An 18,449-nucleotide genomic window follows, 5' to 3' on the forward strand; every position below is an offset into this window, starting at 1 on the left:
TTATGCGAATCGCGGTGGTGGGCGGGGGCCCTGGCGGGCTGTTCTTCGCCACTCTCATGAAACAGGCGAGCCCGGCCGCCGAGGTGACGGTCTTCGAGCGCAACCGCGCCGATGACACGTTCGGCTTCGGGGTGGTCTTCTCCGACCGCACGCTGGAGGCCGTCCATGAGGCCGACCCCGTCCTCCGCCGCGCCCTGACCGGCCACGGCCGGCACTGGGACGAGATCGAGGTCCGGCTGAAGGGGGAACGCGTCCGGTGCGGCGGGAACGGCATGGCCGCCGTGGTCCGCCGCACCCTGCTCCTGCTGCTCACGGAGCGCGCCCGGGAGGTGGGCGCGACGCTGCGCTTCTCGACCGAGGTGCGGCTGTCCGACCTGGCGGAGTACGACCTGGTGGTGGCGGCGGACGGAGCCGCGTCCAAGATCCGGGAGGAGATCGGGACCGACCTGGGCGTGGACGTCGAGACGGCCACGGCCAAATTCATCTGGTTCGGCACGGACCACCTGTTCGACGGCCTGACGTTCATTCACGAACGCGGCCCGCACGGCGTCTTCGCGGTCCACGGCTATCCCATCTCAGGCGACATGTCGACGTTCATCGTCGAAGCCGACGAGGCGACGTGGCGGCGCGCCGGACTGGACGAGTTCGACACCGCGCAGCCGCCGGGCCCGAGCGACCTGCGCTCGAAGGAGTACCTGGAGAATCTGTTCGCCGACCAGATCGAGGGCGGGCGGCTCCTCACCAACAACTCACGGTGGGCCGGCTTCCGGACCCGGCGAACGAGGCAGTGGCACACCATGGCCCCGCGTCCCGTGGTCTTCCTGGGGGACGCCGTCCACACCGCGCACTTCTCCGTGGGCTCCGGCACGAAAATGGCCATGGAGGACGCGATCGCGCTGGCCCGGGCGTTGACCACGCACACCGATCTCGCGGAGGCCTTGAGCGCGTACGAGAAGGCGGCCCAGCCCTCGGTCCGTCGCATCCAGGACTCGGCCCGCCCCAGCCTCTCCTGGTGGGAGCACTTCGGCATCTACCACGACGCCTTCGAACCGTGGCAGTTCGCGTACCACTTCCTGTCCCGGAGCATCTCGGACGGGCGGCTGGCCCGCCGCGCCCCCGAGTACGTGGACTCGGTCCACCGGGCGTGGCGCGCCGCGCACGGCGCCGACCCGCTGGACACTCCATTCCATACCGCCGCGTGGGCCGCCCCGGCCCGCCTGGTCCGCATCCGGTCCGGCGCCGACGGCCGCCCGGCCGCGATCGACGGCACGCCCGGTCTGCCGCTGTCGGCGGATCCAGTGTCCGGCGTCTGGGGCGCCCTGCTGACCGCGCCGGACAGCGAGGCGGACCTGCCCCCGCTCTTCGCCCGGCTGGACGAGCTCACCGAGCCGACAGAACCGGCCGGGCCGGACGCTCCCGTGCTGGTCGCCGTCCACGGCGGCACCCGGCTGACCCGCACCCTCCTCTGTGAGCGGGCACGGCTGGGCGCCGGCCTGCCCGCCCTGTCGATCGAACCCGACGCCGACCCCGACCGCGCCGTCACCACCGTCCTCTCCGGCCGCGCCGACCTCGTAGGAGTGCCCGCATGACGCAGATCAGGACGCCCGGCCCACTGGACGCGCTGTTCGCGCCACGCGGCATCGCGATCGTCGGGGCGTCGCGGAATCCGGCGAAGCTCGGCGCCGCGATGGCCCGTTCGCTGGGGGGCTTCACCGCGGTCGGCGGCCACCTGGCCCTGGTGAACGGACGCGACGACACCATGTACCCGTCGATCGGCGCCGCGTCCGCCGACGGCCCGGTCGACCTCGCGGTACTCTGCGTCCCCGCCGCCGCCTGCGCCGCCATCCTCGCCGAAGCGGCCGACGCGGGCGTACGGGCCGCGCTCGTCTGCGGCGGAGGCTTCGCGGAGGTCGCCGGCGGGCAGGGCGCCGAGCATCAGCGCCGCCTCACCGAGATCGCCCGCGCCACCGGCATCCGGGTGCTCGGCCCGAACACCAGCGGATTCCTGGTGCCCGGCGCGCACCTGACGGCGAGCTTCGTCCCCGGAACGTCCCGCGTGCCGTCCGGCGGCATCGCGGTCGTCGCGGCGAGCGGCGGCGTCAACCACGCGCTGGCGTTCGCGCTCGCCGAAGCCGGGCACGGCATCAGCCTGGCCGTCGGCCTGGGCAACGGGGCCGACGTGACGGCACCCGACGTCCTCGACCACCTCGCCGACGATCCGGACACGACGGCCGTCGCCCTGCACGTCGAGACGGTGGCGGACGGCCCACGGCTGATCGCCGCCGTGCGGCGCCTGACCGCCCGGCGGCCCGTGGTGGCCCTGGTGGTCGGGCGTAGCGACGTGGGCGCCTTCGCCGCCTCGCACACGGGCGCGCTCGCCACGTCCTGGCGTACCACCCGCGCCGCGCTCGCCCAGGCGGGCGCCGTCCTCGTCGGGGACGAACGGGAACTGGTGGACGCCGTGGGAGCCCTCGCGGTGACCCGGGCCCGCGCGGTCGCTGATCCGGGCGTGGGCGTCGTCACCGCCCAGGCGGGTCCGGGGCTGCTCCTGCTCGACAACCTCCAGGGGCGCTCGATCGCCGTCCCCGAACTGACCGGCCACACCCAGGACGAACTCGCGGCACTGCTGCCGCCGCTGACCTACCAGCGCAACCCGGTGGACACCGGTCGCCCGGGCCCGGCGATGGGCGGCGTGCTCAGGGCCGTCGGCGCCGACCCCGGTGTGGACGTCATCGCCGCGTACGCCCTGCACGAGCCGGGCGCGGTCGACCTGGTCGCCGCCGCACGAGCGGGCCGGACCGACGGCGTCCCCCTGGTCCTCGGCCTGGGCGGGACAGGCGACGCCGTCACCCGGGACCGGGACGCGCTCCGGGCCGCCGGAATCGCCGCCACCGGTGACCCCGCCGGAGTCGCCGCCGCGACCGCCGCGCTCGTCGCGGACGCCCGCGCCCGCTCGACCGGCGGCGACGGGCCCGCGGCCCCTGGCACGGCCGTCGAGGTGGCCGACGCCTACGACGAGGGCCAGGCCAAGGACCTCCTCGACCACCTGGGCATAGCGACCATGCCCCGTCGATGCTGCGCCACCCGTTCCGCCGCGCACGAGGCGTTCGACGCGCTCGGCGGCGGTGACGGCGACGGCGCCGACCGCGGCGTTCGCCCCGTCGCGGCGAAACTGCTCGACGCCGCGGTCCTGCACAAGACCGAGATCGGCGGTGTCCATCTCGGCATCACCAGCCACCAGGCCCTGGACGCGGCACTCGACCGCCTCGAAGCGGCGGGCGCCCGCCGCTACCTGATCGAGGCGATGGCGCCGCCCGGAATCGACCTGATCGTCGGCGCGCGCCGCGACCCCGTGTTCGGCCCCGTCGTCCTTATCGGCCTCGGCGGCACCGTCGCGGAAGCGCTGGCCGACGTCGCGGTCCGCCTGGCGCCGCTGTCCGTGGACGAGGCGAGCGGCATGCCGTCGGAGCTCTCCGGACGTGCCCTGCTCGCCGGATGGCGCGGCGGCCCGGTCCTGGCGCCCCGCGCGCTCGGCGAGATCGTGGCCTCCCTCGGCGGCCTGCTCGCCGCCAACCCGCTCATCGACGAGATCGAGATCAACCCCTTGCGGCTGACGCACTCGGGTCTGATCGCGCTCGACGCCGTCATCCTCACGAGAAAGGCCGGCGATGCCCACCCCGATCGCTGAGCACACCGTCCCGTGGCCCGACGCGGAGGTGGCACGATTCGCCGCGGCGGGATATTGGGCGGGCATCCCGCTCGGCACGCTGCTGCGCGCCGCCGCCGACCGCGCCCCGCACGCCCCGGCCCTGATCGACCCGCTCGCCTGTCAGGGGACGGGCCTGCGACTCACTCACGCCGAACTCGCCGACCGGGCCGACGTCGCCGCCGCGCGCCTGCTGGACCTCGGGTTCGCCCCCGGGGACCGGATCGTCGTGCAACTGGGCAACTCCTGGGAGTTCGTGCTCCTCACGCTGGCGTTGCTGCGCGCGGGCATCGTGCCGGTGATGGCGCTGCCCGCGCACCGCCGGGCCGAGCTCACCTACCTGGCCGTGCACGCCGAAGCGGTGGCGATCGCCGTACCGGACCGCATCGGGGACTTCGACCACCAGACCCTCGCCCACGACCTGGCCGCCGACGTGCGGGCCGCGACCGGTGCGGCGTGGCACGTCCTGGTGGCCGGGGACCACGTCGCCCCCGGCGGCATCGACCTGCGTGCCCTGTTCGCCCCGTCCGGCGACGCGGCGGCCGCCCGGTCCCGCCTCGACACGATCGCCCCCTCGCCACGGGACACGGCCGTGTTCCTCCTGTCCGGCGGCACCACCGGCCTGCCCAAGCTGATCGCCCGCACCCACGACGACTACGCCTACAACGCGCGCGCCAGCGCGGAGGTCGCCGGGGTGACATCCGGCTCGGTCTACCTGGTGAGCCTCCCGGCCGGGCACAACTTCCCCCTGGCCTGCCCCGGCATCCTGGGCGCGCTCCTCGCCGGCGCCCGGGTCGTCATGCTGCCCTCGCCGGAGCCCGTACGGGCGTTCGCCACGATCGCGGCCGAGGGCGTCACCCACACGGCGGTGGTCCCCGCCGTGGCGAACCGCTGGCTGCACCATGCCACCGACCACGGCGCGGACGCGCTGCGCAGCCTCCGGGTGATCCAGGTGGGCGGCGCCCGGCTGGCCGACGAGTTGGCGTACCGCGTGGAGCCCGTCCTCGGGGCGCGGCTGCAACAGGTGTTCGGCATGGCCGAGGGACTGTTGAACTTCACCCGGCTGGACGACCCCCAGGACGTCATCTGCACCACCCAGGGCCGCCCGCTGTCCGCCGCCGACGAGGTGCGCCTCGTCGACGAGAACGACGACGACGTACCGGAAGGCGAGCAGGGAAGCCTCCTGACGAGAGGCCCCTACACGCCCCGCGGCTATTACCGGGCCGCCGAACAGAACACCCGCGCCTTCACCTTCGACGGCTGGTACCGCTCGGGCGACATCTGCCGCCGGACCCCCGAGGGCAACCTGGTGGTGGAGGGCCGCGACAAGGACATGATCAACCGGGGCGGCGAGAAGATCTCCGCCGAAGAAGTGGAGAACCTCGCCTACCAGTCCGCCGCCGTCCGGCAGGTGGCGGCCGTGGCCATGCCCGACCCTGTTCTCGGCGAACGCGTCTGCCTCTACGTGGTCCCTCACTCCGCCGCGACGGTCACCCTGGAAGAGATCCGGACCATGATGGAGTCGGCCGGGGTGGCCCGCTTCAAGCTTCCCGAACACCTGGTGGTCGTCGCGGAACTCCCCGCCACGAAAGTCGGCAAGATCGACAAGAAGGCCCTCCGCGCCGACATCGCGGCGCGCCTGGCCACAGCCCCCCACTGACCCGGGCCGCTCGCCCGGCACGGGGTCGCGGCACCGCCCGCGAGCGGGAGCTCGCGGGCACCAGGTCGCCGATATCGGTCCACCGCGACTACGAGGAGCTGCTCCTCGTAGTCGCGGTGGAGCGCGGCCGGCTCGGGCCCGGCCTACGTGGCGTCGACGCGCACGCTCATCCGGGCCCTTCGCCGGGTTCCTCGCAGCACAGCCGGCTGCCCACGACGGCCAGGTGCGCGGCCATCGCCTCGCGCGCCCGCACCGCCTCGCCCGCGGCGATGGCGTCGTAGATCTCCTGGTGGGCGGCGAGGGTGCGGCGGGTGGCGGTGGGGTTGGTCCCCGTCGCGTAGTGCTCGTGCCGGGACCGGGCCAGGGCCTGGAGCGAGGCGGCGATGGCCGGGTTGCCGCTGGCGGTGCCGAGCGCGGCGTGGAAGCGCACCGACCTCTCGGTGAAGCGCTCGGCGGAGGCGACCGCTTCGCGTGAGGCGTCGAGCGCCTCCTTCAGCGCGCCGAGCCCCTCCGGCGAACGGCGGAACGCGGCCAGCTCGGCCGCGGCGGGCTCCAGCGCGTGCTGGGCCTCGATGAGCTGGTGCGGGGTCAGCCCGTCGGCGTGCAGGCGGGCCGACAGGGCGTCGGCGAAGGTCTCGACCCGGGCGGGGGTGCCCTCGTCGGCCGGGTCCAGCCGCCGGTAGCCGCCGGACCAGTACAGCAGCGGCGTGGCCGTCCCGGAACCGGCCGCCACCACCTCGCCGATGAGGATCTGGTGGTCGCCGCCGGGCAGGATCGCGTGCAGGCGGGTGTCGAACCAGCTCAGGCAGTCGGCGACGATCGGCGCCCCGGTGGTCTCGGTGACCGTGGCCACTCCGGGGAAGGCGCCCGCGGCCCGGCCCCGGCCGCGGGTGGAGAAGTACTGGGACACCTCGCGCTGGTCGCCGGCGAGCACGCTGACGGCGAAGCACCCGGTCGCGGCCACCTCGTTGAGGAAGGGGCTGTAGCCGTTGATCGAGACGGTGACCAGCAGCGGGTTCAGCGACAGGGAGACGAACGAGGTCGCCGTGATGCCGTACAGGTGCTCGCCGTCGCTGGTGGTCACCACGGTGACGCCCGAGGCGAAGCTCCCCGCGGCGCGGCGGAAGGCGTCGGGGAGGCTCATGGCAGGTCCGGCAGGTCGCGCATGCCGTACAGGTCGAGGGTGAGCTCACCCTCGCGCAGCCGGGCCATGAACGCCTCCTCCTTGGCCACCCGCTCGCGCGCGGCGGCCAGCACACCGGGGACGACGGCCTGCGGCAGCACGACGATGCCGTCCTCGTCGGCCACCACCAGGTCGCCGGTGCGCACCGGGAGGCCGCGCATCACGACGGGCGCGCCGACGGTGCCCCGCCAGCGCTTGCCGGTGCCGCGGATGGCGATGTGGGTGCTGAAGGTGGGGAAGCCCAGCTCGCGCAGCCGCGCGGTGTCGCGGACGCCGCCGTCGATGACCAGCCCGGCCACGCCGCGCGCCTGGGCGGCGACGGCGAGCACCTCGCCCCAGTACCCGAACCGCGCGCCGCCGGCGTCCACGACCAGCACGTCGCCCGGCTCGGCCTCCTCAAGCGCCCAGTGCAGCGGCAGGTTGTCGCCCTCGGCGGCCTGCACGGTCAGGGCCCGGCCCGCCACGCGGGCGCCGGGCCAGACGGGCCGGAGGCTCGGGTCGAGGTCGCAGGGGAGGCCGGAGGCCTCGAACAGGGTGGCCGTCCCCAGCTCCAGCAGCTCGGCGGTCATGACGTCTCCTTGCGCTGGAGGTTGTGGTAGCCGTGCGCCGCGCGGGCCTCGGCGATGGTCGCGCCGTCCAGGGCCATGCGCAGGATGGCGTCCTCGCGGGCGGCGATCTGCTCCGCGATCTCCAGTACCCGCTCCTCGCAGTCGCGCGGCACGGCGAGCACACCGTCCTGGTCACCGAGGATCAGGTCGCCCGGCCGCACCTGCACGCCGCCGATCGTGACCGGCCCCTGCACCTCGGCGACCTCGACGCGGTCCTTGCCGGTGCGCATGAACCGGCCCCGGCTGTAGACGGGATAGCCCAGGCCGAGCGCCCGGTGCACATCGCGGCAGACGCCGTCGATGACGGTCCCCGCCACGCCGCGCGCGTGCGCGACGGCGGTGAGGATGTCGCCCCAGACCGTGCAGTCGGTGCGGCCGGAGTTGTCGAGCACGACGACCCCGCCGGGGGGCACGTCGTCGAGGTAGTCGCCGACCGTGCCCGGCGGGTCGCCCGCCGGGACGTAGCGCACGGTGTAGGCGCGGCCGGCCAGCGACTGGCCGGGGCCGAGCGGGGCGATGCCCAGCAGGCTGCCCGGCCGTCCCAGCTTGTCCAGCGCGTCGGAGACGGTCGCGGTGGACAGCGCGGCGAAGCGCTCCTCCAGGGTCATGAGGTCACCTCCGGGGTGATCGTGGGGAACTGGGAGTCGTGCATGACCTCGACGACGCCGCGGCCGGAGCGCACGGCCTCGGCCATGGCGGCCTCGCGCGCGGCGATCCGCCCGGCCAGGTCCAGCACGCGCCCGAGGTCGGCCGCGGGCACGAAGACGACGCCGTTGCGGTCGGCGATCACGTAGTCGCCGCCGCACACCCGCACTCCGCCGATCTGCACGGGGACGTCCATGTCCTCCTGCACGATGCGGCCCCTGGCGCTGACGGTCACCGCCGCGCGGGCGAACAGCGGCAGGTCCAGGGCCTCGCAGTCCTGGACGTCGCGGCAGGCGCCGTCGACGATCACCCCGGCCACGCCGCGCTGCCCGGCGGCCTCGGCCAGCAGGCCGCCCCAGCAGGAGACGTCCGTGCGGCCGTGGTTGTCGATGACGACCACGTCGCCGGGCTCGGCGATCGCGACCAAGGGAGTGGCGATGTGTGTGGCGGGACCGGCGCCGGACTTGGGCGCGGCCTTGACGGTGCGCACCCGGCCGGCCATGACGCGGCCGGCCGGCCACATCGGGGCCAGGCCGGTGACCGCGCCGGGCAGGCCGAGGGTGTCCAGGGCGTCGGAGACGGCGCACGCGTCGAGGGCGCGCAGCCGGTCGAGGTCGCTCATCGGGTGCTCTCCCAGGTCACGAAGCCCATGGCGTTGCCGGTGCCGGCCTCGGTGCGGTAGCAGGGCTGGTAGTCGACGCCGGAGACGCGCAGGCCGGTCTCGGCGGCGATCCCGGCCACGACGATCCAGTTGCGCAGCTCCGAGGTGCCCGAGCGCATCTGGTCGGCGGGCAGCCCGGCGAGGAACGCCTCGTCGCCGTTCTCCAGGGCCTTGAGGAACGCCTGGTCGAGCTCCTCGTCGATCACGAAGTGAGACAGTCCGCCGGAGGCGACGACGCCGACGCGCAGGTCGCCGGGGAAGGTGACCAGGGCGCGGCCGAGCGCCTTGCCGAACTGAAGGCAGCGCCGGGCGGACGGCGGGTTCGGCTCGTAGAAGGTGTTGACGAACACCGGCACCATCGGCACGGCCGAGGACTCGCCGAGGACGCGCTGGTAGATGAAGCCGTAGCCGTGCGGGACGCCGTGGTTGCCGTAGCGTCCCGCGGGCAGCGCGCGCGAGGCGGCCACGTCGAAGCCGTCGTCCACGGCGCGCTCGATCAGGTGCCGGGCCAGCGCGGGGTGGCAGGGCCGGGTGATCGTCCGGTCCGGCACGTCGCCGAGCGCCGCCTCGGCCAGGCCCGGCTGCATGGCGTCGAGCTGCTCGGCGGTGAAGGGCACGTGCGCGACGTCGTCTCCCCAGTAGACGGCGAAGCCGGGCAGCAGCGCGTCGTCGTAGATCTCTTTGTGGTCGCTGCTGACGATCACGACCACGTCGGCCTCGGCGGCGGCGACGTGCGCGCCGAGCCGGTCCATCGCCGCCTGGCTCGCGGCCCAGCGCCGTTCCTGGGCCTCGGGCGCGCACTCGGCGGCGAAGTCGGGCCGCGCGGCGCGCAGCTCGTCGAAGGTGTAGCGGCGGCCCCGGAACTCCAGGGCGGAGCTGCGGCGGTCGGCGACCCCGCGCTCGGCCCAGCGCGCGGGCGGCGTCTTGAGCTGGGGGCCGTGCGAGCTGCCGATCGCGGTGACAACGGTTGCCATGAGCGTGCCCCTCTCAGAGCCGGAACAGCGCGGCGGCGTTCTTGTGGAAGATCGCCTCCCGGTCGTCCTCGGTGAACCAGTCGATGTCGCGGACCAGCAGGTGGATGTCGTCGAACCAGCGGCCGTTCTCCTGGTTGCGCTGCGACCCGGTGCCGGGCTTCTCGGTGCCGAACAGGCAGCGTTCCACTCCGACGACCTTGACCAGCAGCTCGATGGCCTCCTGGGTGTAGAGGCAGGTGTCGAACCACAGGCGGCGCAGCTTGTCGAGGTACGGCGTGCCGCCCGCGCGCACCCCGGAGGGCAGGAAGCGGCCCACCTGGTAGGGGACGGCCCCGCCGCCGTGCGAGACGACGATCTTCAGGTCGGGGAAGTCCTTGAGCACGTCGGAGGACAGCAGGCTCCAGATCGCGACCGTCTCCTCCTGGATGAAGTGCAGGCTGTACGGCTCGCGCGCGGGCGGGCGGCAGCCGGCCGCGTGGATGAGGGCCGGCACGTCCAGCTCGCACAGCGCCTCGTAGACCGGATACCAGTACCGGTCGCCCAGGGCGGGCGGCACGGCCGCGCCCTCGTGCGGGTCGGGGTTGAGCAGCGCGCCCACGAACCCCAGCTCGGTGACGGTGCGGCGGAGCTCGCCCACCCACTCCTCCGGCTTGAGGTCCGGCGACTGCGGCAGGCCGGCGACGCCGCGGAAGCGGCCGTCGAACAGCTCGCCGGTGCGGTGGATGATGTTGTTGGTCTCCTCGGTGAACCAGCGCACGATCTTGGCGGGCTGCTCGCTGTGCATCATCTGGTACGGGCGCGGGGAGATGAGCTGCACGTCCACCCCGGCGCCGTCGATGTGGTCGAGGTGCGAGACGTTGCCGAAGCTCGGGTGCGGCTCGTGGTGGACCTCGCGGATGCGGTCGTCGCTGATGGCCGGCGCCTTGCCGCCGTGCGCGCCGCGGTGCGAGAGAAGGTTGGCCTTCCAGGCGTACAGCTCGTTGGGCGCGGTCACGTGACCGTGCACGTCGATGATCATGATGTCCTCTCGGGTCAGGCGTGCAGCGGGGCGGAGATCAGCTCGGTCAGGCGGGCGTCCACCTCGGAGCGGTCATAGGTGCGCAGCAGGCGGGTGCGGCCCGCGCCCGGGTCGCCCCGGTGCAGGTACTCGTAGAGCTCCTGGCGGCTGCCGAAGCCGTCGCCGACCAGCTCCCACGCCACCCGGAACAGCCGGGCCTTGCGGTCCACGTCGATGTCGTGGCCGCGCATGTACTTCTCCAGGAACGGCCGCAGCTCGGGGGAGGCCAGGTCGGCCTCGGTGGGCTGCATGATGAGCCCCGACGCGCCGATGCGGCGCACCAGCTCCACCACCCGGGCCGAGACGTCGGCCGACCAGAAGCCCAGGCCGTAGCTCGGCGCCGGGGCCAGCAGCCCGCCCGGGGTGGTCACGGCCGACGCCTCGGCGCCGGCGATGCCGAGCCGCAGCGTCTCGGCGTAGGAGATCAGCTCGCCGACGTTCTCCTGGATGCCGCGGAAGGCGTTGACGCCGATGCTCTCGGCCAGCATGGCGGCCACGGAGACGAACAGCTTGAGCCGCTCGTGGAAGCGGATGTGCGTGCTCTGCATGCTCCAGGCGTTGAGGCGGCTCAGCCCCTTGACGGCCAGCAGGTTGTTCTCCAGCAGGAACAGCCGCTCCCAGGGGATCTCCACGTCGTCGAAGAACAGCATGGCGTCCTGCTCGTCGTAGCGGAGGCCGAGCGGGTGGCTGTGCCCGTTGCCGCGCTCGCCCAGCGGCTCGCGGCAGAGGATCTTCAGGCCCTTGGCGTTCATCGGCAGCGCGAACCACAGCACGAACTCCTCCGCGCCGCGCATCGCGGTGACCGCGTTGAGGTAGACGAGCACCTCGTGCGAGAACGGGGCCAGGGTGGCGAGCTGCTTGGCGCCGCGGATCACCACGCCGCGCTCGTTCTTCTCCACCACGCGCAGCGCCAGGTCCGGGTCGTCGAGGGGGCTGGCGCTCCGGTCGATCTGGGGGTCGCCGAGCGCGTGGGTGAGCACCAGGTCGTGCTCCATGGCGTAGCGGTGGTAGTTGACGGCGTTGGCGCCGAACCCCTCGCGCTCCCGCTCCAGTTCCTCGTGGTAGTCGTACAGGCCGACCACGACGTTGGCCATGAAGTCGGGGGAGCGGCCCAGCTGGCCGAAGCTCTCCCGCATCCACCACTCCGAGGCGGCGAACTTGGCCCGCAGCTCCTCGCGGGTGCGCGGCAGCGCGTAGGAGCGGCTGACGAGGTTGCCGGTCTCCGGCGAGACGAAGGTGTTGGTCTCGCGGTTGGCCTCCCCTTCGACGCGCAGGTCGAAGAGGCGGGCGAACTCGTCCACCACGCCGCGGAAGGCGGGGTGCTCGGCGACGTTCGCCACCCGCTCCCCGGCCAGCCAGACCTCGCGCCCGTCGTTCAGGCTCGCGCGGTAGCGGTCGCCGGTCATCACGCCGAGCGCGTTGCTGATGTCCATGTGGTCCCCCTTGTGGAACGGTGTCGTCGGTCAGGTAAGTGCGGTGCGGGAGTATCCGGCGACGGCCTGGTAGCCCTCGCCGATGCGCCTGATCTCCTCCGGCGTGATCACGTCCTCGATCCGCGCGAACGGACGGTCGCCGGTGCGCTCGTAGACCTCGCGCAGCAGCGCGTCGGGCGGGTTGGCCCGGTTGGTCAGCACGACCTGGGAGGTGGCGGGCACCCGCTCGGCCTCGTAGGCGCGCAGCGCGCGGCACGGGTCCCCCGCGGCCAGGCGCTCGGCCAGCACCCGGGCGTCGAGGATGGCCTGGGCGGCGCCGTTGGAGCCGCGCGGCACCATCGGGTGTGCCGCGTCGCCGAGCAGCGTGACCCGGCCCTCGCCCCAGTGCGGCAGCGGGTCCTGGTCCACCATCGGGTACTCCAGCACCTCGTCGGCCGCCCGGATCATGGCGGGCACGTCGAGCCAGTCGAAGCGCCAGTCCTCGAACGGCGCGATGAAGTCCTCGACCAGGCCGGGACGGTTCCAGTCGCGGACGTCGCGGATCGGGCCCTCGACCTCGGCCACCCAGTTGACGAGCTGGTCGCCGCGCGCGTTCACCCGGTCGCGGATCGGGTAGATCACCATCTTCCCGGTGGCCAGCCAGCCGGCCCGCACCATGCTGGCCCCGGTGAGGAAACGCGGCCACACGGTGGTGCCACGCCACATCATGTAGCCCGTGTAGCGCGGGGCGGCGCCGGAGTGGAACTGCGCGCGCACGACCGAGTGGACGCCGTCCGCGCCCACGACCACGTCGCCGCGCACCGTGGAGGACGAGCCGTCGGGGTGCCGGACGTGCGCGGTGGCCGAGCGGTCGTCCTGGGTGACGTGGGTGGCCCGGTGGCCGAGCAGCACCGCGTCCGGGCCGAGCCGCTCGTGGACGGCGGCCAGCAGCACCTGCTGCAGGTCGCCGCGGTGGATGGAGAACTGCGGCCAGTCGTAGCCGGCGTGGCGGCCGGCGGGCTCGCGGGCGATGAGCTGGCCGAAGCGGTTGAAGAAGGCCGACTCGCGCGTGGTGACGGCGACCTCGGCCAGCGCCGGTTCCAGGCCGAGCCTGGCCAGGTTGCGCGTGGCGTGCGGCAGCAGGTTGATGCCCACGCCGAGCGCGGCCAGGCTCGGCGCGGCCTCCAGGACGACGCACTCGATCCCGGCCCGGTGCAGTTCGAGCGCCAGGGTCAGCCCTCCGATGCCTGCGCCGAGCACCACGGCCCTGGTCTTGGTCGCCATCTGCGGCTCCTTCCTGTCTGGTGGCCATGCGGCGGGAATCGCCCTGTTTCCGGGCAGCACCGCATGGCCCGGCGGCGCGGGGTGCCCGCGGGAAGTGGTGGTGGGATGCTCAGGCGGTCCTGAGCACCGCCTTGAGCGCGGTGCCGCCGTCCATCGCGGCGTAGCCGTCGGCCACGTCGTCCAGGTCGAGCACCAGGTCGACGAGCGGCGACGGGTCCAGGCGGCCCGCCGCGACGTCGTCGATGAAGCCGGGCAGGTAGTGCCGGGCCGGGGCGACGCCACCGGCCAGGCGGAGCTGCTTGCCGAACAGCCGCATCGGGGCGATCTCCCGCACGCCGTGCGGCACGCCGACGAAGCCGACAGATGCGGCCGGCCCGGCGATGGCGAGCGCGGTGTCGAAGGCGGCCTGCATGCCGACGCACTCCACCACGCGCTGCGGAGCCCGGCCGCCGAGGGCGTCGCGCACCCGCTCGGCCACGTCGTCCTCGTCCCGCGAGACGTGCAGCGTGGCGGCGCCGGCCGCCTCGGCCACCTTGAGCCGCTTCGGCTGCTCGCCGATGAGCAGCACCTCGGCGGCTCCGGCGCGGCGGGCCGCCATCGCCGCGGAGATGCCCACCGCGCCGTCGCCGATCACCGCCACCAGGTCGCCGGGCTCGACCCCGGCCAGCGTGACACCGTGCGTGCCGGTCGCGAACACGTCGCACAGCGGGATCAGCCGCCGCGCCAGCTCGTCGTCCAGCTCCCCGGCTCCGTACGGCAGGGGGACGAGGGTGGCGTCCGCGTAGGGCACGCGGATGCTCTGCGCCTGGGCGCCCGCCCAGTCCTTGCCCCAGATGCCGGCCCGCTCGCACAGCGGTTGCAGGCCGCGCCGGCACTCGGCGCACTCGCCTTCGGCGAAGAGGAAGGGCGCGATGACGGCGTCCCCGGCCCGCAGGCCGGTGACCCCGTCGCCGGCCTCCCGCACCACGCCCAGGAACTCGTGCCCGATGCCGCCCTCGGCGTGGGGCACGAGCCCCCGGAAGCTCCACAGGTCGGAGCCGCAGATCCCGGCGTAGACGATGTCCACGATCGCGTCACCCGGGCCGGCCAGGCCGGGCTCGTCCACCTCCCGGACGCCCATGCCGCCCGGTCCGCTCAACCATGCTGTCCGCATGCCCGCCGTCCTCTCAGCCCGCGTGCACGGTGGTCGGCAGCGCGTCGAGGCCGCGGATGAGCTGGTTCAGGCGCCGCTGCGGCGCGCCGACCTCGAAGCGGGCCACCCGCCGGGCGAGGGCGCCGAGGATGGAGTGCCCTTCCAGGCGGGCGAGGCCCTGGCCCGCGCAGCCGTGCATGCCGTACCCGAAGGTGAGGTGGTCCACGGGGTTGCGCCGGACGTCGAAGCGCTCGGGGTCTTCCCATTTGCGCTCGTCGTGGTTGGCCGAGGCGTAGAGCATCATGACCCGGGAGCCCTCGGCCAGCGTCTGGCCGTCCAGCTCGACGTCGCGGGTGGCGACGCGGCAGAAGAACTGCACCGGGGCCTCGATGCGCAGCACCTCGTTGAAGGCGGCCGGGATCAGCGACGGGTCCTGGCGCACCATGTCCCACTGGTCGGGGTGCTGGGCGAAGTACCAGACCGAGTTGCTGATCGCGTTGATCGTGGTGTCGAGGCCGGCGGTGACGTAGGCCGACATCAGCGGCACGCACGACTCCGGCTTGATCAGCCCGTCCGCGGCGGCGTCGTAGATGGCGCGGCCCATGCTGCCGGGGGTCAGCTGGTCCGGCTCGATGCCCGACAGGTAGGCGAGCTGGTCCTGGAGCAGCGGGAAGGCGGCGTCGGTGCGGGGTCCGGGCGGGCCGCTGGCGGAGAAGGCGGCGTCCGCCCAGCCGAGCACCTTGTCACGACCGTCCTGCGGCAGGCCGATCAGGTCGAGCACGATCGAGATCGGGAAGGCGCGGGCCAGGTCGGTCACGGCGTCGAAGGAGCCGCGCTCGACCAGCGGCGCGACCAGCTCGTCCGCGCGGCGCTCGATGTCGGCCCTGAGGTCCCTGATGGCCTTGGGCGACAGCCGCGCGGCCAGCACGTTGCGCAGCTTGTCGTGCTCGGGCGGGTCGGTGGCGATGATCATGCCCTGGGTGGCGGCGTTGGCCAGGTCGTTCAGGCCGATGCCCCGGGCGGAGCTGAAGGACTCCCAGTCGCCGAGCGCGCCGCGCACGTCGGCGTAGCGGCCCATCGCCCAGGCACCGTAACGGGGGAGGTAGACGGCGGGCGCGGTGTCGCGGATCTGCTTGTAGAGGGGGAACGGGTCGGTGAGCGCGGCGTCGCTGAACAGGTCGAGGTCGAGGGCGGGGCCCTCCGCGAGGCTGGTCATCCTGTGGTCCTTTCGGGGACGGGGGCGGCCGCGAGCTTGCGCAGCTTGACCACGGGCATGCGGTGGTTGACGGTGGCGGCGGCGACGGTGGCGCCGTCGCGGGTCCACTGGAGCAGGGCGCTGCCCTCCTCCATCGAGCCGGTGACGACGTGGGTCTCGCAGCCGGGGAGGATCCGGCCGCAGATCTTGATGTCGAGGCCCCACTGCTCGGTCCAGTAGTAGGGCGAGGGACGGTACTCGGGGGCCTCGTCCCCCTTGAGCAGGGCCTGCGCGGCGGCCCTCGCCTGGTCGATGGCGCTGCCCCAGTGCGGCGAGCGGCGCGGCAGGCCGGTGTGGTCGGCGACACGGGCGACGACGTCGCCGGCGGCGACGACGCCCGGGGCCACGCGGCAGCGCTCGTCGACCAGCAGACCGCCGGGGTCGCCGACGCCGGAGCCGGCCAGCCACTCCACGTTCGGCAGGTCGCCGGCCGCCGTGACGATCACGTCCGCCTCCAGCGGGGCGCCCTCGCCCGTGAGGACGGCGGTGGCGGGCGTACCCGCGAGCCGCACGCCCTCGGGGGCGCGGACCAGCCGCACGCCGGCGGCGAGCGCCGCCCGCGTCATGTGCCCGGCCAGGAAGGCGCCGAACTGGCGGACCAGGGGAGGGTCACGGTCCACGACCGTGACGTCCAGGCCGAGGCCCCGGGCGGTGGAGGCGATCTCCATGCCGAGGAAGCCGCCGCCGACGATCACGACGGAGCGCGCGGTGGCGAAGATCTCGCGCAGGCGCAGCGCGTCGTCCAGGTCGCGCACCACCAGCTCGCCCGCCTCGGGCGGGCCCAGGCGGCGGGCGCGGGCGCCGGAGGCCACCACCAGGCCGTCGTAGGGCAGCTCCTCGCCGCCCTCCAGCAGCACCCGGCGGCGGCCGAGGTCCAGGCCGCGCGCCCGCGTCTTCGGGCGGAAGTCCAGGTCGGCGCGCAGCGGCGCCATGAACACCGAGTCGACGCTCTCGGTGCCCTTGAGCATCCCCTTGGACAGGGGCGGGCGGACGTACGGGGCGTGCCGCTCGTCGCTCACGATGGTGATCGGGCCGTCGTGGCCCTGCTGCCGCAGCGCGTCGGCGGCGGTGACGGCGGCGATGGAGCCGCCGACGATGACGACCTCGCGCATCACGGCGCCAGTTTGAGCGCGGCCACCGGGCACACCCGCACGGCGGCCTCGGCGTTGGCGCGCTCGTCCTCGGGGACCTGCTCCGCCAGGACCGTCAGCTCGCCCTCGTCGTCCAGCTCCAGCAGGTGGGGGGCGGCCTCGGCGCAGAACCCGTAACCTTCGCAGCGGGCCTCGTCGACGATGATCCTCATGTCAGCACCTCTCTTCGGCGTTGGCGTTCGACGGTCAGACGGGGTAGGCGGGCGGCGTGGACCGCGTGGTCACCCACTGCCAGTAGGTGAACTCGTCCAGGTTCCAGTGGCCGCCGTAGCGGCCCCCGTTGCCCGAGGCCCCCATGCCGCCCATGGGGACGTGCGCGGCGTCGTTGATGGTCTGGCCGTTGACGTGCACCATCCCGGTGCGCAGCCGGTCGGCCAGCGCGAGCCCGCGCGCCAGGTCCCGGGTGTGGACGGCCGCGGACAGCCCGTAGGAGGTGCGGTTCGCCAGCTCGGCGGCCTCCTCGTCGGAGCCGAACCGGGTCACCGGGATGACCGGGCCGAAGATCTCCTCGGTGAAGGCGGGCGAGCCGGGGTCGACCCGGTCCAGCACGGTGGGCCGGTAGAACGGCCCCTCCTGCGTGCCGCCCGCGCCCACCACGGCGCCCGCCTCGACGGCGGCGGTGACGATCGCGTGCACGCGCCCGGCCTGGCGGGCGTCGATCAGCGGGCCCACCCGCACCTCGGGCCGCTTCGGGTCGCCCATGACCAGCGAGCGGGCGTGCTCGGTCAGGCGCGCGACGTACTCGTCGGCGATCCGCTCGTGCACGAGGTGGCGGCCGGTCGCCATGCAGATCTGGCCCTGGTGCAGCAGCGACCCCCAGGCCGCGTTGTTCACCGCGGCGTCCAGGTCGGCGTCGTCGAGCACGATGAACGCGTTGTTGCCGCCGAGCTCTAGCACCACCCGCTTGAGCAGGCCGCCCGCGAGTTCGCCGACCCGCCGGCCGGTCGCGGACGAGCCGGTGAAGGAGATCACCGAGGTGTGCGGGGAGCGCACGACGGCCTCGCCGGTCGCGGGGCCGCCCGGCAGGACGTGCAGCAGGCCGTCGGGGAGCCCGGCCGCCTCGAAGACGCGGGCCAGCGCGACGCCGCCGCTCAGCGCGGTCTTCACGTCCGGCTTCAGCAGGACGGCGTTGCCCAGCACCAGCGCGGGGGCGACCGAGCGGATGGCCAGCATCAGCGGCGCGTTCCACGGCGCGATCACGCCCACCACGCCGACCGGCACGCGCCTGGCCATGCTCAGCACGGCCGGGTCGTCGTGCGGGAGCAACTGGCCGTAGGGCTGGTCGGCCAGCTCGGCGGCGGCGCGCAGCTCGTCCTGGGCCTTGGTGATCTCCTGCTCGGCCTTGGCGCGGATGCAGCCGGTCTCGCGGATCATCATCGCGACGATGTCCGCCCGCATGCCCTCCAGGGCCTGACCGGCCCGCGCCATGACGGCCGAGCGCTCCCGGAAGGAGGCGCGGGCCCACGCCCGCTGGGCCTCGGCCGCGGCCGCGCCGGCCCGTTCGACGTCGGCCTCGTCGGCCAGCGCGATCTCACCGATGCGCTCGCCGGTCGCGACCTCCAGCACGGGGGCGGTTCCGCCGCCGCCGGGACGCCATCCGCCGGAGTAGAGCAGGCCGGAGGCGGACGCGAAATCGCAGCCGCTCGCAGGGACGCCTTGGCTCACAGAAACGCTCCAATCACGCGGATCTTCCCACGTCAAAACCGGATTAACGATGCGTT

Annotated in this window: 16 protein-coding genes; 3 read left to right on the top strand and 13 right to left on the bottom strand. The window is 74.0% G+C overall.

Annotated elements, in window-relative coordinates:
• Positions 1–2: 2 nt before the first annotated feature.
• Genes BJ982_RS14675 through BJ982_RS14685 form a run of 3 tightly spaced genes read left to right on the top strand, consistent with a single transcriptional unit; the run spans position 3 to position 5,366 of the window.
• Complete coding sequence (locus BJ982_RS14675) at positions 3–1,589, top strand: FAD-dependent monooxygenase (RefSeq protein ID WP_184880455.1); 1,587 nt, start codon at positions 3–5, stop codon at positions 1,587–1,589.
• The gene (locus BJ982_RS14680; protein WP_184880456.1) at positions 1,586–3,688 is read left to right on the top strand and encodes an acetate--CoA ligase family protein; all 2,103 of its coding nucleotides are present in this window, start codon (positions 1,586–1,588) and stop codon (positions 3,686–3,688) included. Before BJ982_RS14675 ends, BJ982_RS14680 begins: the two co-directional genes overlap by 4 nt.
• The gene (locus BJ982_RS14685) at positions 3,669–5,366 is read left to right on the top strand and encodes a (2,3-dihydroxybenzoyl)adenylate synthase (protein WP_184880457.1); all 1,698 of its coding nucleotides are present in this window, start codon (positions 3,669–3,671) and stop codon (positions 5,364–5,366) included. Before BJ982_RS14680 ends, BJ982_RS14685 begins: the two co-directional genes overlap by 20 nt.
• Before the next feature lie 166 nt (positions 5,367–5,532).
• Here the strand turns inward: BJ982_RS14685 and BJ982_RS14690 are convergent, their stop codons facing one another.
• The 13 genes from BJ982_RS14690 to BJ982_RS14750 all read right to left on the bottom strand — a co-directional run bounded on the left by BJ982_RS14690 (position 5,533) and on the right by BJ982_RS14750 (position 18,393).
• Positions 5,533–6,510: a flavin reductase gene (locus BJ982_RS14690; protein WP_184880458.1), complete on the bottom strand. Its 978-nt coding sequence runs from the start codon at positions 6,508–6,510 to the stop codon at positions 5,533–5,535.
• Complete coding sequence (locus tag BJ982_RS14695; protein WP_184880459.1) at positions 6,507–7,118, bottom strand: 4-carboxy-4-hydroxy-2-oxoadipate aldolase/oxaloacetate decarboxylase; 612 nt, start codon at positions 7,116–7,118, stop codon at positions 6,507–6,509. The genes BJ982_RS14690 and BJ982_RS14695 overlap by 4 nt, the downstream gene beginning before the upstream one ends.
• Positions 7,115–7,765 (bottom strand): RraA family protein, encoded by a 651-nt coding sequence (locus tag BJ982_RS14700; protein ID WP_184880460.1) that lies wholly within the window; start codon positions 7,763–7,765, stop codon positions 7,115–7,117. The genes BJ982_RS14695 and BJ982_RS14700 overlap by 4 nt, the downstream gene beginning before the upstream one ends.
• Complete coding sequence (locus BJ982_RS14705) at positions 7,762–8,424, bottom strand: RraA family protein (RefSeq protein WP_184880461.1); 663 nt, start codon at positions 8,422–8,424, stop codon at positions 7,762–7,764. The genes BJ982_RS14700 and BJ982_RS14705 overlap by 4 nt, the downstream gene beginning before the upstream one ends.
• The gene (locus tag BJ982_RS14710) at positions 8,421–9,437 is read right to left on the bottom strand and encodes a DODA-type extradiol aromatic ring-opening family dioxygenase (RefSeq protein ID WP_184880462.1); all 1,017 of its coding nucleotides are present in this window, start codon (positions 9,435–9,437) and stop codon (positions 8,421–8,423) included. The genes BJ982_RS14705 and BJ982_RS14710 overlap by 4 nt, the downstream gene beginning before the upstream one ends.
• A 13-nt stretch (positions 9,438–9,450) precedes the next feature.
• Positions 9,451–10,455 carry an amidohydrolase family protein gene (locus BJ982_RS14715; RefSeq protein WP_184880463.1) on the bottom strand — a complete coding sequence of 335 codons (1,005 nt, stop codon included), beginning with the start codon at positions 10,453–10,455 and terminating at the stop codon, positions 9,451–9,453.
• A gap of 14 nt (positions 10,456–10,469) precedes the next feature.
• Positions 10,470–11,927, bottom strand: a complete 1,458-nt coding sequence (locus BJ982_RS14720) for a 4-hydroxyphenylacetate 3-hydroxylase family protein (protein WP_184880464.1) — start codon at positions 11,925–11,927, stop codon at positions 10,470–10,472.
• Between the two features lie 30 nt (positions 11,928–11,957).
• Entirely contained in the window at positions 11,958–13,190 is a 1,233-nt protein-coding gene (locus BJ982_RS14725; protein WP_184880465.1) for a flavin-dependent oxidoreductase, read from the bottom strand.
• Between the two features lie 109 nt (positions 13,191–13,299).
• Positions 13,300–14,343 carry an alcohol dehydrogenase catalytic domain-containing protein gene (locus tag BJ982_RS14730; RefSeq protein ID WP_184880466.1) on the bottom strand — a complete coding sequence of 348 codons (1,044 nt, stop codon included), beginning with the start codon at positions 14,341–14,343 and terminating at the stop codon, positions 13,300–13,302.
• A 13-nt stretch (positions 14,344–14,356) separates the two neighbouring features.
• A complete protein-coding gene (locus tag BJ982_RS14735; protein ID WP_184880467.1) occupies positions 14,357–15,538 on the bottom strand; it encodes a cytochrome P450 in 1,182 nt (393 codons plus the stop codon).
• On the bottom strand, positions 15,535–16,689 hold the full coding sequence (locus tag BJ982_RS14740) for an NAD(P)/FAD-dependent oxidoreductase (protein ID WP_184888847.1): 1,155 nt from the start codon (positions 16,687–16,689) through the stop codon (positions 15,535–15,537). Before BJ982_RS14740 ends, BJ982_RS14735 begins: the two co-directional genes overlap by 4 nt.
• A complete protein-coding gene (locus tag BJ982_RS14745; protein ID WP_184880468.1) occupies positions 16,689–16,880 on the bottom strand; it encodes a ferredoxin in 192 nt (63 codons plus the stop codon). The genes BJ982_RS14740 and BJ982_RS14745 overlap by 1 nt, the downstream gene beginning before the upstream one ends.
• A gap of 34 nt (positions 16,881–16,914) precedes the next feature.
• Positions 16,915–18,393 carry an aldehyde dehydrogenase family protein gene (locus BJ982_RS14750; protein WP_184880469.1) on the bottom strand — a complete coding sequence of 493 codons (1,479 nt, stop codon included), beginning with the start codon at positions 18,391–18,393 and terminating at the stop codon, positions 16,915–16,917.
• Positions 18,394–18,449: the final 56 nt, after the last annotated feature.

Source organism: Sphaerisporangium siamense (assembly GCF_014205275.1).
Taxonomy (GTDB): Bacteria; Actinomycetota; Actinomycetes; order Streptosporangiales; family Streptosporangiaceae; genus Sphaerisporangium; species Sphaerisporangium siamense.

What these genes read in the sequence shown, in the direction of transcription:
- BJ982_RS14675 (WP_184880455.1), top strand. Translation starts at nt 3, where the DNA reads ATGCGAATCGCGGTGGTGGGCGGGGGCCCTGGCGGGCTGTTCTTCGCC.
- BJ982_RS14680 (WP_184880456.1), top strand. Translation starts at nt 1,586, where the DNA reads ATGACGCAGATCAGGACGCCCGGCCCACTGGACGCGCTGTTCGCGCCA.
- BJ982_RS14685 (WP_184880457.1), top strand. Translation starts at nt 3,669, where the DNA reads ATGCCCACCCCGATCGCTGAGCACACCGTCCCGTGGCCCGACGCGGAG.
- BJ982_RS14690 (WP_184880458.1), bottom strand. Translation starts at nt 6,510, where the DNA reads ATGAGCCTCCCCGACGCCTTCCGCCGCGCCGCGGGGAGCTTCGCCTCG.
- BJ982_RS14695 (WP_184880459.1), bottom strand. Translation starts at nt 7,118, where the DNA reads ATGACCGCCGAGCTGCTGGAGCTGGGGACGGCCACCCTGTTCGAGGCC.
- BJ982_RS14700 (WP_184880460.1), bottom strand. Translation starts at nt 7,765, where the DNA reads ATGACCCTGGAGGAGCGCTTCGCCGCGCTGTCCACCGCGACCGTCTCC.
- BJ982_RS14705 (WP_184880461.1), bottom strand. Translation starts at nt 8,424, where the DNA reads ATGAGCGACCTCGACCGGCTGCGCGCCCTCGACGCGTGCGCCGTCTCC.
- BJ982_RS14710 (WP_184880462.1), bottom strand. Translation starts at nt 9,437, where the DNA reads ATGGCAACCGTTGTCACCGCGATCGGCAGCTCGCACGGCCCCCAGCTC.
- BJ982_RS14715 (WP_184880463.1), bottom strand. Translation starts at nt 10,455, where the DNA reads ATGATCATCGACGTGCACGGTCACGTGACCGCGCCCAACGAGCTGTAC.
- BJ982_RS14720 (WP_184880464.1), bottom strand. Translation starts at nt 11,927, where the DNA reads ATGGACATCAGCAACGCGCTCGGCGTGATGACCGGCGACCGCTACCGC.
- BJ982_RS14725 (WP_184880465.1), bottom strand. Translation starts at nt 13,190, where the DNA reads ATGGCGACCAAGACCAGGGCCGTGGTGCTCGGCGCAGGCATCGGAGGG.
- BJ982_RS14730 (WP_184880466.1), bottom strand. Translation starts at nt 14,343, where the DNA reads ATGCGGACAGCATGGTTGAGCGGACCGGGCGGCATGGGCGTCCGGGAG.
- BJ982_RS14735 (WP_184880467.1), bottom strand. Translation starts at nt 15,538, where the DNA reads ATGACCAGCCTCGCGGAGGGCCCCGCCCTCGACCTCGACCTGTTCAGC.
- BJ982_RS14740 (WP_184888847.1), bottom strand. Translation starts at nt 16,689, where the DNA reads ATGCGCGAGGTCGTCATCGTCGGCGGCTCCATCGCCGCCGTCACCGCC.
- BJ982_RS14745 (WP_184880468.1), bottom strand. Translation starts at nt 16,880, where the DNA reads ATGAGGATCATCGTCGACGAGGCCCGCTGCGAAGGTTACGGGTTCTGC.